Raw genomic sequence first — 15,585 nt, forward strand, 5'->3', positions numbered from 1 at the left:
AATGATGAATATCAGGCGTGGTGCCGGTGCGTATGCCAGGGTCGGGGTCGAGTCGGCGGTCATGTCCGCCGATCCCCACCAACTGATCGTCATGCTCTTCGATGGGGCGCAAGCAGCCATCAATAGCGCCCGACTGCATATGGAAGATGGCAATCGTGCGGCCAAGGGGGCAGCTATCTCCAAGGCGATAGACATCGTCAATAATGGTCTGGCGGCAGCGCTGGACCATGAGCGCGGTGGGGATATCGCTGCCAACCTCGGGCAGCTTTACGATTACATTGCACGACTGCTGTTGCAGGCCAATTTGCGTGACGATATCGCCAAGCTGGACCAGGCGGCGGTACTGCTCGACGATATCGGTTCCGGCTGGCGCGAGCTTCGGCATTCGTCGGCCGAGTTGGCTGGAGGAGCATGATCACATGACATCAGGCTCGCCGGTGATCGACCAGTATCATCAGTTGCTGGAAGTGTCGACCCAGATGCTGGGTCTGGCGCGGGAGCAGCAATGGGACGCGCTCGTTCAATGCGAGGCGGGCTATCTGGTGTCTTTGCAGCGTGTGAAATCTCTGGATCGCGAGCAGTCGTTGAATGGCTCGGAGCGTGAGCAGAAGCGCGATCTGCTCGAGCGGATTCTGGAGCAGGATGCCGAGACTCGTCGCATGCTGGAGTCCCGCCGGGAAGAGCTGAGCCATCTTATCGGCAGCTCGCGGCGGCAGCAGGCGCTAGGGCAGGCGTATCAGGCGGGACGAGGCAGCATTGCTTCGCGCCTGCGCGCGGTGCCAACCGATGAACGGCCGTGAGCGGCATCACGCCGCTAATCGACACCCTGCTGCATCAAGTTCTCGGCAGACGGGTCGATACGCCGGTTGTCAAGGATCAGCCATTGCCGGTTTCAGCGACGGCATCGACGGATGCCATCCAGCCGGCGCGTAGCGACTCGAGATTGCATCAGCAGGGCGGGGAAAGAGTTGCCGCCATGCCCTCTGGCGCAGGGCGTGAAGGTGTCTCTCAGCTACCAGTAGCCCCTGGGCTGGCGAAAGTCCCCTCGGCGCAGTTGCACTTGAGCCATACCGCGACCGAGATTGCCGATATCCTCTCGCGCTTTCCTGCGACTCAATCCCCCTCGATTCGGCCATTATTGGCGCTCATGGCTCATCCGATAGAGAAGCCCGACATGCTGGCGGCGTCGCTTTCACAGAGCGTGCGGGAAAGCGGCGTTTTCTATGAGTCGCATCTGTTGCGCTGGATGTCCGGTCAATACCCTCGTGCATCATTGATGCGTGAGCCCCAGGCCTGGCTGAGTCTGACCTTTCGACCGTTCACGCCAACGTCTTTGCTGACAAGTTACGGCTTCCCCTTTGCCGCAAAAGATGGTCGAGCAGCGCCTCGGCCCGGCGCTTCGTCCGGGACGATGACCGGGGCGAATTCGAGCACCCAGTCCGCCTCGTCATCGAGCGTGGGCCGTGGGGGCGATGTTCTCGCAGCTTCCATGGTTTCCGACCGAAGCTTGCCGTCTGCCGCGCGGAGCGGTACTGCCGGGGAGTGGGCGTCCTCGGGGAAGGGCATGGCGGAGGATCCATCGTCGCTTTCGATGACGCGCGCCCACCAGTTATCGCAGTCCTCATCGGATGCGCTGCAAGCACTGGTTCGGCAGCAGCTGGAACTGATCGCGGCACCCAATCTGCGCTGGGAAGGGCAGCTTTGGCCTGGCGTGCCCATGACGATGATACTGACCGAGCTTCCGCGCGAGAACGTTCATGACGATGCTGGCGACTCCCCCGATCGATCCGAGCAAGAGGAGGGTGCCAGCGACTGGCGCGCCGAAGTTCAGGTTCGTCTGCCATCTCTGGGCGTTATCGATATCGTCTTTATGACTCGTCGCAATGCCGCGCTGCAGGTGGAGATCAAGCCTGCCGAGGGGGCAGCTCGAGTTCAGCTCCGCCAGGAGCTGGTGCCAATACGCGAACGGCTGGCGTCACTGGGAATGAGCGTGGAGCTGGTAGTAGGAGCATCGGAGTATGAGTGACGACGATAGCGTGTCCGATTCCCGGCGTCGTGCGGTCGCTCTGGCTTATAGCGGCGAACGCACGGATGCGCCACGGGTGGTTGCCAAAGGCTACGGGAATCTGGCTGATCGTATTCTCGAGCTCGCCAATCAGGAAGGGGTCTTCGTCCATGAGTCCCCTGAGCTGGTCGCTCTCCTGATGCAGGTCGACCTGGACGCCCGTATCCCCGAGTCGCTCTATCAGGTGATAGCAGAGTTGCTGGTGTGGATCGGGCAGATCGACCGCTCGATAGTATCCAGGGCAGACGAAAAGCGTTTATTTCTGGCTGCAAGATTCAACGCTGAAGTATCCTAGTGTATCACTTCGCTTCAAAGCCTTGTGTAACGTACATGTTCTTACATGTATTGTGGTTTTGATATTGTCCAATAATAACAATAGCTTATATAAATAAAGGTTTTGCGATGCGAGATCAATCCGTTACTTAGATACAAATTTGGTTACGGAGCTTGATTTTTTTCATCAAAAAGTCGCAAACTAGCTCCATCATAAAGAGCTGATGTGGCCGATGGCTGCAGGCAGATGAAGCATCCGGTCAACGGGTGCCAATAAGACGATACGCAGGGAATCCAAGCATGCACTCGAATAGTCTTCTGGATGACATCCAGGATCTCAATCTTTCCTATCTTCTGCTGGTTCAGCGTCTGCTGAATGAAGACCGCGAGACGGCCATGTTTCGACTGGATCTGAGTGCTGATCTGGCGGATATCATTGGCAGGCTGTCGATCAAGCAGTTGACCCAGCTGTCGCGTAGCAACCAGCTGCTTTGCAACTTGCGCTTCACTGACGCGGATCAGTTGAATCTGCTGATTCATAACCCGCGCGCGCAGGGGCTTGAGCAAACTCACGCCTCACTGTTGATGGCTGGCGCGAGCCATGCCCGGTCTTCTGTTCAGCAGAGGAACTGAGTCATGGCGGATAAAAGTCTCGTTGCAGAAATGCTTCAGGTACAGCTGGCAATTGAATTGATCGAGCTGGGTGCTCGCTTGCAGGTTCTCGAGACGGAGACCGATCTGAGTCGCGGCCGTCTGATCAAGCTGTACAAGGAAGTCAAGGGAATGTCGCCGCCCAAGGGGATGTTGCCGTTTTCGGCTGACTGGTTCATCACCTGGCTACCGAATATCCATTCTTCGCTGTTCTACAATATCTATCGCCGTCTCAATGAGGAGTTGGGGTGCGAGCGGATGCCGGCATTCGTCAAGGCCTATCGACTTTATCTCGAGCAGGTCGAGCTTGATGGAGTGGAGCCGACTCTGGGGCTGACGCGTGCCTGGACGCTGGTTCGGTTTTTCGAAAGCGACCTGCTGCAGTTGTCCCGATGCAAGGGTTGTCATGGCGATTTCGTGGCGCACGCACATAGCCCCATGCACGATTATGTCTGCGGTATCTGTCAGCCGCCGTCCCGTGCAGGCAAGACACGCAAGGCCAAAGAAGTGGCCAAATCGGCAGGGCGTACCTTCATTCCCGTGGAGTTGCCGCTGGCTCGACGCTTGGCGGTCTAGTTCGGAAATGTCTTCAAAAGGCGGGCCATCATGGCCCGCCTTTTTTGTTTGCGTGTTTTTTATTCCTGGCATGAGCATGATGTCGATGGATTTGTCGCACTGTTGTCGACGAATCACGCTTTTCTGATATTTCTACCCTCAAGAGCAGCGGTCCCGCTGCCGATACAGTTATCAGGTTCGCCACGCACTGTATTCGGGAGCATTTCCGTGCTGATTCTACTGGGCTACATCATCGTTTTGGGTAGTGTGTTCGGTGGCTACGTCGCCATCGGCGGGCACCTTGGTGCCTTGGTGCAGCCTGCCGAGTTCGTCATGATCATCGGTGCTGCACTTGGGGCTTTCGTGTGTGCCAACAATGGCAAGGCGATCAAGGCGACGCTGCGTACGTTCTCGAAGCTCAAGCGCACCAAGCGCTACAACAAGACGATGTACATGGAGCTGATGGCGCTTCAGTACCGGCTTCTGACCAAGGCGCGTCGCGATGGCATGTTGGCGATAGAACGGGATATCGATGCGCCGCAGGACAGCGCTATCTTCGCGGATTATCCCAAGATCCTCTCTGACCCCATGATCATGGCGTTCTTGACCGATTATCTGCGTCTGATGGTCAGCGGTAACATGGATCCGTTCGAAATCGATGCGCTGATGGAACACGAGATCGAGACCTTCCAACATGAGGCAGAACTGCCGGCCCATTCACTCTCTGCCGTTGGAGACGGCCTGCCGGCCTTCGGGATCGTTGCTGCGGTCATGGGTGTCGTCCATGCGCTAGGGTCCGCCGATCAGGGAGCAGCCATCATGGGGCAGATGATCGCTCAGGCGCTTGTGGGGACCTTCGCCGGCATTCTGCTGGCTTATGGTTTCGTGACGCCTATCGCTCACCATATCAATCTTCAGGTGGGCGAAGCGACCAAGATGCTGCAGTGCATCCGGGTGACGCTGATGGCCAGTCTCAACGGTCTGGCGCCTCAGTTGGCGGTCGAGTTTGGCCGTAAGGCGCTATTTACCGCCGTACGCCCCTCGTTTGGTGAGCTGGAAGAGCACGTGAGATCCAGCGGCCAGACGCTCAAGGGAACAGGGACGGATGGCGCATGAGTGGTGGAGGGGATCGTCGACCGATTATCGTCAAGCGCAAGCGGGTTCAAAGCGCCGGACATCACGGCGGATCGTGGAAGATTGCCTACGCCGATTTCATGACGGCGTTGATGGCCCTGTTCCTGGTGCTGTGGATATTGTCCACCGTCAACGATCACGAACTCGAAAGTATCGCCGAATACTTCCGTACCCCGTTGGCCGTCGCCTTGACGGGTGGGGACAAAACGACAGCGAGCACCAGTGCCATCCCGGGCGGCGGTAAAGACCCGACCAGGACCGAGGGTGAAGTGCGCCGTGTGAGCCCTCATGAGCAGACACGCCCGAGCGATGAGCAGCGTAACTTGCGCTTCCTGCGCGATCGTCTGGAACGCGTAATTCAGAATGACCCGCAGCTTCGCGAGCTACGCTCGCAGCTGCGTATGGATTTCTCGCCGGAAGGGCTGCGAGTGCAGATCGTGGACAGCGACAAGCGTCCGATGTTCGAACTCGGTAGTGATCGGCTGGAACCTTACATGCAGAAGATACTCCAGCGGATCGCGCCGGTGCTCAACGAAATGCCCAACCCGATCAGTATTAGTGGTCACACCGATAACCTCCCTTATGCCGGGGGGGAGAAGGGATACAGCAATTGGGAACTCTCCGCCGATCGTGCCAATGCCTCGAGACGTGAACTGGTGGCCGCCGGTCTTTCTTCCGACAAGTTGTTGAGAGTGGCGGGTATGGGGTCGCGCGTCACACTCCCGAATACTCGCCCCAGCGATGACGTCAATCGGCGTATCAGCATCGTGGTGCTGGACAACCGGGCGGCCAAGGCAATCGAACAGCAGGAACAAGCGCCGCTTTCCGATAGCGTACCGGCGCCCGCCGAGGGGAGTGGAGTGACGGCGACCGGGCAGGATTCAGCGGACTGACGCAAACGCGTTCACGCCCTTATTTGCGGGGCTTCTATGGCAGGTGCTCATGGATATTTCAGATTTTTACGAGACTTTCTTTGAAGAAGCCGAAGAGCTGCTGGCGGATATGGAGCGCCTGCTGCTGGATCTCGATGTCGACGATCCGGATGTCGAGGATCTCAACGCGATCTTTCGCGCGGCACACTCCATCAAGGGCGGCGCAGGTACTTTCGGGTTTACCGTCCTGCAGGAGACGACCCACCTGCTCGAAAACTTGCTGGACCATACCCGGCGTGGCGAACTTAGTCTGCGGCGCGATATCGTCGACACGTTTCTGGAAACCAAAGATATGCTTCACGACCAGTTGGATGCCTACCGTAATGGCGGCGAACCCGATGCCGAGGCGTTCGAACGGATTTCACGTGTCCTGCAGCAGATAGCGCTGGATGAATTGGGCCAGCAGAAAGCGGTAACCAAGACGACAGCGGCACCGGCCGCCGAACCGGCTCCAGCGCCGACGCCAGAGGTCGAGGCACCTCGGCAGCCTGCCGATGACCAGGCGACTCGAGATGGCGCGGAGAACGCAAAGCGACGGCTCTCGATCGCGTTGGTGGGGGTCAGTGACAAGGATCGTGCCCTGCTGGTCGAAGAGTTGCAGCATTTCGGCACGATCGTTTCGCAGTCGGGGGATGCGCAGCGCTACCAGGTGTCTCTGGACAGTGCCGAATCCCAGGACGATATCGAAGCCGTTCTCTGCTTCATCATCGAGCCGGAGCAGCTGTCGATCGAAGTTGACGGCAGCGCCTCCCCCGGCGCTGGTACGGAGACCCCGGAGGCGCCAGCAGAGCGCGAGCCAGCCGAGCAAGCGCCAGCGCCGGTAAGCGAACCGGCAGCACCAGCGATTCCCGAACAGACCACCAGCCCTGAGCCAGCCAAGAGCCAAGCCGCTCCGGCTCGTGCTGCCGGAAAGTCTGGCGGCAAGAGTGCCAAAGGTAGCGAGTCCAGCACGATCCGGGTGCCGGTCGACAAGGTGGACCAGATCATCAATCTGGTCGGTGAGCTGATCATTACCCAGTCGATGCTCGAACAGACGGCCAGCGATCTGGATATCGTTTCCCATGGCCCCTTGGTCAACGGCATGAACCTGTTGCAGCGCAACGCGCGGGATCTGCAGGAAGCGGTAATGTCGATTCGCATGATGCCGATGGACTATGTTTTCAGTCGATTTCCTCGCCTGGTTCGGGATCTGGCCGCCAAACTGGACAAGGATGTCGAACTGGTGACGGAAGGCAAGTCCACCGAGCTCGACAAGAGTCTGATCGAACGCATCATCGACCCCTTGACTCACCTGGTACGCAACAGCCTGGATCACGGGCTGGAGTCGCGGGAGAAGCGGGAAGCCGCCGGCAAGTCACCGACCGGACGTCTCACCCTGTCTGCCCAGCATCAAGGCGGCAATATTCTGATCGAAGTGATCGACGACGGTGCCGGGCTCAACCGGGACAAGATTCTGGCCAAGGCGAGATCCAACGGCCTGGCGATCAGCGATACCATGAGCGACGACGAGGTCTGGCAACTGATCTTTGCGCCAGGTTTCTCGACCGCCGAGCAGGTCAGCGATGTTTCCGGGCGTGGTGTCGGTATGGATGTCGTGAAGCGCAACATCCAGGAGATGGGCGGGCACGTCGAGATCCTCAGCAAGCCCGGCGAGGGGACGACGACGCGGATCGTGCTGCCGCTGACGCTGGCGATTCTGGACGGCATGTCCATTCGCTGCGGCCGGGAGACGTTCCTGCTGCCGCTCAATGCGGTGCTCGAATCGCTACAGCCTCAAGCCGAGGATGTCTACTCGATGGCGGGCGACGATCAGCTTCTCAAGGTCCGCGACGAGTATCTGCCGATCATCGCGTTACACCATGCCTTGGATGTGGCCGGCGCCAAGACCGAATTGACCGAGGCCATTGCGGTCATCGTCCAGGGCGAGGGCCGCCGCTATGCCTTGCTGGTCGACGACCTGATCGGCCAGCAGCAGGTCGTGGTCAAGAACCTTGAAACCAACTATCGCAAAGTGCCGGGGATTTCCGCCGCTACCATTCTCGGCGACGGTAGCGTTGCGCTGATTCTCGATATTGCCGATCTCCATCGCCTCGATCGTCGCAAATCGCAACAGCGTCACGAGGCGAAACGCCAACACTTACATGAGGTAGCGCGAGTATGAGCCCGCAAGCGAACATGGATGCCCACATCGCTGACGCAGTGAGCAGTGAATATCTGGTCTTCTCCCTCGGCGATGAGGAGTATGCCGTCGATATTCTCAAGGTACAGGAGATCCGCGGCTACGAAAATGTTACCCGGATTGCCAACGTGCCCGAGTTCATCAAGGGGGTGACCAATCTGCGTGGCGTCATCGTACCCATCATCGATCTGCGACTGAAGTTCCATCTCGACAAGGTCGAATACGGCGGACAGACGGTAGTGATCGTGGTCAATGTCGACGATCGCATCGTCGGCATTGTCGTGGATGGCGTCTCGGATGTAATGAGCTTAGCACCGGATCAGATCAAGCCGGCACCGGAGTTCGGTGTCACGCTATCGTCGGATTATCTCAGCGGAATCGGCAGCCTGGAGGACCGCATGCTGGTATTGGTCGATATCGAAAAGCTGCTGACCCACGAAGAAATGCAGCTGGTCGAGCGTACGGCAGAAAGCGTCTGACTGCCGCCAAGAAAGCTCGTTATCAACCGCGGTCTCGGCTGCGGTTGTATCCAGGGTAAATTCGTCGGTTTTTAGGCTTTGGTCTAATAAAGGTAAAGGTGATCCATCGGCGGGCCGATGAAACCTCTGCCGCGCTGAAAAATCGGCTTCATGGAAGCGAGCGTGGCACCTTTCTAGTGAATATTTCGAGCAATTCGGGTGAGATGCCATGCTGAGTTTTCGCGAATGGACGATGCGGCGGAAGTTATGGACCACGTTAGGGTTGATGTGGGTCGGCTTGATCATGGTAGCGGGCTGGTCGCTCTATTCCATGCGGGAAAATCTGCTGGAGCAGCGAGTCCAGAGCCTGCAGTACTTCATCGGTAGTGCCAAGCAACTGGTCGACAACTACGTCGTTCAGTCGGAACGTGGCGAGTTGAGTGAAGCGGATGCCAAGCAGCAGGCGCGCAATGCCCTTGCCCATCTAGGATTCGGTGCCGACGGCTACATTTTCGTCTTCGATTCCGATCTCGAGATCGTCGAGCATCCTAGGCGCGCGGTGGGAGACAGTATGCGGGATTATCAGGATCCCAACGGTCTCTATCTCTATCGAGACATGCTCGCTGCCGCGCAGCAGCCCGAGGGCGGGCTCGTGACTTACGCCTCTCGTCGCAGCGACGGCGAAACCATGTACGACAAGCTCAGCTATGTGATGCGCGTGCCTCAGTGGGACTGGCAGATCGCCACGGGCGTCTACATCGACGACATCGATGCCATGCTGATCGATGGGGCCGTGGTCTATCTGGCACTCATCGCAGCAATCGGCGGCCTGCTATCTCTCATCGTCGCCTGGATCATCCGCAACGTGCTTGGCCGGCTGGGGGGCGATCCCGGACATGCCCGCAACAGCATCCAGAAGATTGCTGAGGGAGATTTTTCCCAGGCGTTGGTACTCAAGCCGAAAGATACCGACAGCCTGCTGTTCGCGATAGAAAGCATGCGTCAGCGACTCTCGAGAACCTTTGCCGACATCCGCTCCAGCGCTGAATGGGTCAATGTCGGTGCCGGGCAGATCGCGAGCGGCAATCAGGACCTGGCGGTACGCACCGACCAGCAATCTGCGGCCATCGTCGAAACGGCCTCCAGCATGGAGCAACTGACCCAGACGGTTCGCCACAACGCCGATAACGCCGAAGCGGTGACCCGGGCCGCGGCGCAGACGCGTCAGCGTGCGCAGCAGGGTGGCGAGATGATGCGTGACATCGAGACGACGATGGCGCGAATCCAGGATGGCTCACGACAGATGGCGGAAATCGTCGACATGATCGACAACATCGCCTTCCAGACCAACATCCTGGCGTTGAACGCCTCTGTCGAAGCCGCCCGTGCCGGGTCCGCCGGACGGGGTTTCGCCGTGGTCGCCGAGGAAGTGCGCAACCTCGCCAGCCGCAGCGCGGAAGCGTCCAGAGACATTCGCAAGCTGATCACCGGCTCGGGCGAGCAGGTGAACAGCGGTGCCACGCTGATCGAGCAGGCGGGGCGTGCCATGGAAGAGATCGTTTCCTCGGTGACCAGCGTCAGCGGGTTGATGGAAGAGATCGCCAATGCATCGCGTGAACAGCGCAGCGGCATCGAACAGGTCAACCAGGCGATCACCGAGCTCGATCAGGTCACCAGCCAGAATGCCGCTCTGGTACAGCAGACGGCCAACGCCTCGCAGTCGTTGGTGAGCCAGTCGCAAAAGCTCGAATCGACACTGGAACAGTACCGTCTGGCGCCGACCGACGGTACCAGTGAAGCCGGGCTGACCCAGTGGCGCCCCGACACCGAGCGAGCGCGCCTGGGGCATGAGCAGCCGGCCTGAACCGGTAGCGCCCCGGAGGGCTCAAGAGTGTCGGCGGCCGGCCGATAACAATTGGTAATAATAGTGACGTTTGGTCTGCCTCCATTGCCCTCCGGCGAATCGCGAGTGGGCATAACAACACCAGGAATGCTGTGATGCGAAACAATCAGCCTGTCACCGACCAGGAATTCGTGATAAGCGAATCGGATTACCTGATCTCGCGAACCGATCTGAAAGGCAGGATCACCTACGCCAATCCGGCTTTCGTCCGGATCAGCGGCTTCAGCCGCGAAGAGCTGATCGGTGCACCTCATAACATCATTCGTCACCCGGACATGCCTCCGGCGGCTTTCGAGAATCTCTGGAAAACGCTGCAGAAGGGCGAGAACTGGTCTGGGGTCATCAAGAATCGCCGCAAGGACGGGTCGCATTACTGGGTTCAGTCGACCGTTACCCCCATCGTCGAAGGGGGCAAGGTCGTGGGCTACACCTCGGTGCGGGTCAAGGTCACCGATAAATCGCGCCGTCTGGCGGAAAAGCACTATCCACAGCTGCTGGCGGGGCGCAAACGGGGCGTCAAGCTCGACCATGGCGAATTGAAGCCGCGAGGAGTGCTCCCGGCGCTTCGGCGCATCAGCCTGCGCTCGCTCAAGGGACGGTTGATTTCAATGATGGTGTTGGCACTGGTCGTGCTGGCGGGCAGTGGTGGGGTTTCGATGTATGCGTTGCATGAAGATGGACAACGGTTGCAGCAGCTGACCACCAACGGGTTGGAGGATCTGGCTCGGCTACAGAAGATCGATCAGTTGATGTCGAAAGGGCGTGATCTGGTTGACAAACCGGTCAGCAATCCGATGGCCGCGGATCTGGCGCCGGTGAATGCGCAGGTCGACGCGCTCATCGCCGAATTGAACCGCACCTGGGACGCCTACTACGAAGGGCGACCTGCCAACCGGACAGAGGCGGCGGAAATCTTTGCGGCCGATCTTCAGACCTATCGCGATGAAGGCCTCAAGGGCGTGATGGCGGCGCTCAACGGCGGGGATTTCTACCAGTCCTACGTAGCCTACAACGACGTGCTGCAGGCCAACAGCGACAAGATCAGCAGTGACCTGAATGCCCTGGTCGAAGCGAAGCGTGCGAGCGGGGCGGAGATGGCAATCAGCGCTGCCGAATCCCAGCGCACCACGATGCTCATCTTTATCTCGTTGCTGGCGGTAGGCGCCATCCTGCTGATTGCGGTGGGGTGGACGACGATACGCGCGACACTGAAGCCGGTTCGCGAAGCCCTGGAATTTTCACTGCAGATCGCTTCGGGCAATCTGGGTGCCACGTTGAAGCAGCGCGGTGATGATGAGGTCGGGCGTCTGGTCGGCGCACTCAATCGCATGCGCCAGAGTCTGGGCACGATCGTGGGCGACGTCAATTCGAACGTGGCGGTTGTGGTCCCGGCCACGCGGGATATCGCCAGCGGTAACGAAGATCTCTCCTCACGTACCGAACAGCAGGCTGCTTCACTGGCGGAGACCGCAACCAGCATGGAGCAGATGACGGCGACCGTGAAACAGAATGCCGACAATGCTCGCCAAGCCAGTCAGCTGGCAGATGGCGCGACCGACACCGTACGCCGAAGCGGCGAGGTGATGGGGCAGGTCGTTGGCACCATGGATCGTATTACCGATAGCTCGCGCAAGGTCGCCGATATTATCGGCGTGATCGACTCGATCGCGTTCCAGACCAATATCCTGGCACTCAATGCCTCCGTCGAGGCGGCGAGAGCCGGCGAACAGGGGCGTGGTTTTGCCGTGGTAGCCGGCGAAGTGCGCAACCTCGCCAGCCGCAGCGCCGATGCCGCGAAGGAGATTCGCAGTCTCATCGATAGTTCGACCCAGGAGGTGGGGCGTGGTGCCGATCTGGTGCGTCAGGCCGAAGGGTCGATCGATGAAGTGGTCAATGCCGTGACGCGTGTCAATGACATCATCAGCGAGATTTCCGCGGCCTCGGAAGAGCAGACCAGCGGGATTCAGCAGATCAGCCAGGCGGTCACGCAAATGGACCAAGTGACCCAGCAGAACGCCGAGCGTGTGCAAATCACGGCAACCACGGCCGCCGAGTTGCGGGCCAGCGTCGAACATCTGACCACGTCCATTGACGTATTCCGCCTGGCGGGTAGCGGTGACGAACGCGTGATTCGAATCGGAAACTCTGCCTCCGACACCCATGCCGAAGATAGGCAGCACAAGGCCAAACCGTCGAAATCCCTGGCCGCGCAGCCCGCAGCCGATCGTCGGACGGTGACGGATGACAATGAGGAGTGGGAGGCATTTTGAAAACCGAGACAGCCATGTTCTCGAGCCCCGGCTCCAAGGATGGCAACGGTGATAACGGCACAGGTTTCACGCGAGACCTCGATTTCACTCCGCGTGACTTCGAGCGGGTTCGGGACCTGATTTACCGTCGTGCCGGTATCGTCATGGCGGACAATAAACTCGAGATGGTCTACAGCCGCCTGGCCAAGCGGCTGCGTCTGCACGGCATGAATCGTTTCAGCGATTATCTGGACAGGCTCGAGCGTCGATCCGATTCCAAGGAGTGGGAAGCTTTTACCAACGCCTTGACCACGAACCTGACGGCCTTCTTCCGTGAAGCCCATCATTTCCCGGCATTGGCCGACGAGGTCCGTCGACGCGGACCCGGTATCAAAATCTGGTGTGCCGGTGCCTCTACCGGGGAAGAGCCTTATTCCCTGGCGATGACGGTGAGAGAAACGCTGGGTGCCGCGGCATCTCAGGTGAAGATCCTGGCGACGGACATCGATACCGAAGCGCTGAACGTCGCTCGCGCCGGTATCTATCCGCTGGAAGTGGTGGAGAAACTCGGTGAGGCCCGTTGTCGGCAATTTTTTCAGCGTGGTAGCGGGGCCCGCGCCGGCAAGGCGCGAGTGCGCCCCGAACTGGCGGCCATGATCGATTACCGGCCGCTCAATCTGGTCACGGGAACGTGGTCCATCAATGGCCCGTTCGACATCATTTTTTGCCGCAACGTCATGATTTATTTCGATAGAGAGACACAGACGAATATCCTGCGTCGTTTTGCGTCCCAAATGAAACCGGATGGCCTGCTGTTTGCCGGTCACTCCGAGAATTTCTCCTTCCTGAGTCAGGCTTTTCGCTTGAGAGGCCAGACCATTTATACGTTGGCATCGCCGTCGGCGCGAACGACGCCGGACGTCTCGCGCTAGGGAGTGAAACGGTGAACCCGAAGATCAAAGTACTTTGTGTCGATGATTCGGCGCTCATTCGCGACTTGATGACCAAGATCATCGATGCCCAGCCGGACATGACCGTGGTTGCCACGGCGCCGGACCCGCTGGTGGCGCGGGACCTGATCAAGAAGCACAACCCCGACGTCCTGACGCTGGATGTCGAAATGCCGCGCATGGACGGGCTGGATTTTCTCGAGCGTCTGATGCGCTTGCGCCCGATGCCGGTGCTGATGGTTTCCTCGCTGACGCAGCGGGGCTCCGAAATTACGCTGAGGGCGCTGGAGTTGGGTGCCGTCGATTTCGTCGCCAAGCCGGAAGTCGGGATCCGGGACGGCATGCTGGAATATGCCGGCATGATCGCCGAGAAGATCCGGGCTGCCGCGCAAGCCCGGCCAAGCCGCCAAGGCGCTCTGGCCAAGCCGGCGGCACCGCGTGAAGTATTGAAGGCCCCGATGCTGTCGAGCGAAAAGATCATCATTATCGGCGCCTCGACGGGGGGGACCGAAGCCATTCGCCAGGTCATCGAGCCGTTGCCGGCGAACAGCCCCTCGGTGTTGATTACGCAGCATATGCCGGGAGGCTTTACGCGCTCCTTCGCTGAACGGCTCGATCGTCTTTGCCGGGTCACCGTCAAGGAAGCCGAAGACCGTGAGCGTGTCCTGCCCGGGCATGTGTATATCGCACCGGGGGACTGGCACATGCGCCTGACTCGCTCGGGAGCGAACTACGTGATCGCGCTCGATGACGGTCCTCCCGTCAATCGCCACCGGCCCTCGGTCGATGTGCTGTTCCAGTCAGCCGCCATCTGTGCTGGCCGTAATGCGCTGGGTGTCATCCTGACCGGGATGGGACGTGACGGTGCTGCCGGGCTTCTCAAGATGCGCGAGGCCGGCGCCCATACCGTGGCACAGGACGAGGCGAGCTGCGTGGTATTCGGCATGCCCAAGGAAGCGATCGCGCTTGGCGGGGCGACTGACGTCATTGCACTGAATGATATTGCGGGACACCTGGTTCAGCAGATGCACTTGGCCGGACGCGCGCAGCGCGTATAAACAGGACGTTTAAAGCGAGCGGGCATGCTGCCGATAACCTGACCATGCCCGCCTAATGAAGTGAAGAGGAAAGATGATGGCTGACAAGAACATGAGCATCCTGGTAGTGGATGATTTCCCGACCATGCGTCGGATCGTCCGCAGTCTGCTCAAGGAACTCGGGTTCGAAAATGTGGAAGAGGCCGAGGATGGGCAGGAAGCGTTGACCAAGTTGCGTGCCGGTGGCTTCGAATTCGTGGTCTCAGATTGGAACATGCCCAATCTCGATGGTCTGGAGATGCTCAAGGAGATCCGTCAGGATCCCAAGCTCTCCTCGCTGCCCGTGCTGATGGTGACGGCCGAAGCCAAGAAAGAAAATATCATCGCGGCTGCCCAGGCCGGCGCCAACGGCTACGTCGTCAAACCGTTCACTGCGGCGACGCTCGAGGAAAAGCTCAACAAAATTTTTGAAAAACTGGGCAAGTGACGCCTACGGAGGGTAGATCATGAGTGGTGCCAACCCTCAAGGCAGCGGTGCGGAAAGCGTGGCTCCCGACGATCTGATTCGCCGTATTGGCCATCTCACTCGCATGCTGCGTGAGAACATGCGTGAGCTGGGCCTCGATAAAGAGGTGGAAAAGGCGGCACAGGCGATTCCCGATGCTCGTGACCGGCTCAGCTATGTCGCGTCGATGACCGAGCAGGCGGCGGAACGCGCGCTCAATGCCATTGATCATGCCCAGCCTCTGCAGAATGCACTCGAGAGCGAAGCGATCGCGCTCGACAAGCGTTGGGATGAGTGGTTTGCCGAACCCAAGGCGCTCGACGAGGCCAAGGCGCTGGTCAAGGACACCCGTTCCTATCTGCAGAACGTGCCAAAGCAGACCAGTGCCACCAATGCCCAACTGCTCGAGATCATGATGGCGCAGGATTTTCAGGATCTCACCGGCCAGGTCATCAAGAAGATGATGGACGTGATCCACGAGATCGAGCAGCAGCTGGTGCAGGTACTGATCGATAACGCGCCCGAGGGAACCGAGCGTCGTGAGCGCGCCACTCGCGTGGCCGAGCAACCCGACTCGCTGCTCAATGGCCCTCAGGTCAATCCGCAGGCTGCCGATGTCGTCAGCAGTCAGGATCAGGTCGACGACCTGCTGGACAGTCTCGGGTTCTGACCCCGGCCGAGAGAACCTTCCCCG

16 protein-coding genes are annotated in these 15,585 nt (G+C 59.4%); all 16 read left to right on the forward strand.

The annotated features are described in order from the left end of the window. Positions 1-4: 4 nt before the first annotated feature. The 16 genes from fliS to cheZ all read left to right on the forward strand — a co-directional run bounded on the left by fliS (position 5) and on the right by cheZ (position 15,561). Entirely contained in the window at positions 5-415 is a 411-nt protein-coding gene (fliS, locus tag ACWHY3_RS08450; protein WP_332779785.1) for a flagellar export chaperone FliS, read from the forward strand. A gap of 4 nt (positions 416-419) precedes the next feature. Next, positions 420-800 carry a flagellar protein FliT gene (gene fliT, locus ACWHY3_RS08455; protein WP_071230189.1) on the forward strand — a complete coding sequence of 127 codons (381 nt, stop codon included), beginning with the start codon at positions 420-422 and terminating at the stop codon, positions 798-800. Further along, complete coding sequence (locus ACWHY3_RS08460; protein ID WP_332779786.1) at positions 797-2,026, forward strand: hypothetical protein; 1,230 nt, start codon at positions 797-799, stop codon at positions 2,024-2,026. The genes fliT and ACWHY3_RS08460 overlap by 4 nt, the downstream gene beginning before the upstream one ends. Then, positions 2,019-2,360 (forward strand): EscU/YscU/HrcU family type III secretion system export apparatus switch protein, encoded by a 342-nt coding sequence (locus ACWHY3_RS08465; protein ID WP_448128015.1) that lies wholly within the window; start codon positions 2,019-2,021, stop codon positions 2,358-2,360. Before ACWHY3_RS08460 ends, ACWHY3_RS08465 begins: the two co-directional genes overlap by 8 nt. 278 nt (positions 2,361-2,638) lie before the next feature. Beyond that, on the forward strand, positions 2,639-2,971 hold the full coding sequence (gene flhD / locus ACWHY3_RS08470) for a flagellar transcriptional regulator FlhD (RefSeq protein WP_087718848.1): 333 nt from the start codon (positions 2,639-2,641) through the stop codon (positions 2,969-2,971). Positions 2,972-2,974: 3 nt separating this feature from the next. Then, entirely contained in the window at positions 2,975-3,565 is a 591-nt protein-coding gene (gene flhC, locus ACWHY3_RS08475) for a flagellar transcriptional regulator FlhC (protein WP_332779788.1), read from the forward strand. A 207-nt stretch (positions 3,566-3,772) separates the two neighbouring features. Next, positions 3,773-4,660, forward strand: a complete 888-nt coding sequence (gene motA, locus ACWHY3_RS08480; protein ID WP_448128152.1) for a flagellar motor stator protein MotA — start codon at positions 3,773-3,775, stop codon at positions 4,658-4,660. Next, positions 4,657-5,571, forward strand: coding sequence for a flagellar motor protein MotB (gene motB / locus ACWHY3_RS08485; RefSeq protein ID WP_448128016.1), 915 nt, complete (start codon positions 4,657-4,659; stop codon positions 5,569-5,571). Before motA ends, motB begins: the two co-directional genes overlap by 4 nt. A gap of 49 nt (positions 5,572-5,620) precedes the next feature. After that, positions 5,621-7,771: a chemotaxis protein CheA gene (cheA, locus tag ACWHY3_RS08490; protein ID WP_332779789.1), complete on the forward strand. Its 2,151-nt coding sequence runs from the start codon at positions 5,621-5,623 to the stop codon at positions 7,769-7,771. After that, the gene (locus ACWHY3_RS08495; RefSeq protein WP_276231354.1) at positions 7,768-8,268 is read left to right on the forward strand and encodes a chemotaxis protein CheW; all 501 of its coding nucleotides are present in this window, start codon (positions 7,768-7,770) and stop codon (positions 8,266-8,268) included. Before cheA ends, ACWHY3_RS08495 begins: the two co-directional genes overlap by 4 nt. Before the next feature lie 232 nt (positions 8,269-8,500). Beyond that, entirely contained in the window at positions 8,501-10,111 is a 1,611-nt protein-coding gene (locus tag ACWHY3_RS08500) for a methyl-accepting chemotaxis protein (RefSeq protein WP_448128017.1), read from the forward strand. Between the two features lie 134 nt (positions 10,112-10,245). After that, complete coding sequence (locus tag ACWHY3_RS08505; RefSeq protein ID WP_448128018.1) at positions 10,246-12,420, forward strand: methyl-accepting chemotaxis protein; 2,175 nt, start codon at positions 10,246-10,248, stop codon at positions 12,418-12,420. Positions 12,421-12,434: 14 nt separating this feature from the next. After that, positions 12,435-13,331: a CheR family methyltransferase gene (locus ACWHY3_RS08510; protein WP_448128019.1), complete on the forward strand. Its 897-nt coding sequence runs from the start codon at positions 12,435-12,437 to the stop codon at positions 13,329-13,331. An 11-nt stretch (positions 13,332-13,342) separates the two neighbouring features. Next, entirely contained in the window at positions 13,343-14,407 is a 1,065-nt protein-coding gene (locus ACWHY3_RS08515) for a protein-glutamate methylesterase/protein-glutamine glutaminase (RefSeq protein ID WP_448128020.1), read from the forward strand. Positions 14,408-14,483: 76 nt separating this feature from the next. Further along, positions 14,484-14,873, forward strand: coding sequence for a chemotaxis response regulator CheY (cheY, locus tag ACWHY3_RS08520; RefSeq protein ID WP_071230202.1), 390 nt, complete (start codon positions 14,484-14,486; stop codon positions 14,871-14,873). Between the two features lie 19 nt (positions 14,874-14,892). After that, a complete protein-coding gene (gene cheZ, locus ACWHY3_RS08525) occupies positions 14,893-15,561 on the forward strand; it encodes a protein phosphatase CheZ (RefSeq protein ID WP_087718858.1) in 669 nt (222 codons plus the stop codon). Positions 15,562-15,585 lie beyond the last annotated feature (24 nt).

This window comes from Salinicola sp. NYA28a, assembly GCF_976982775.1.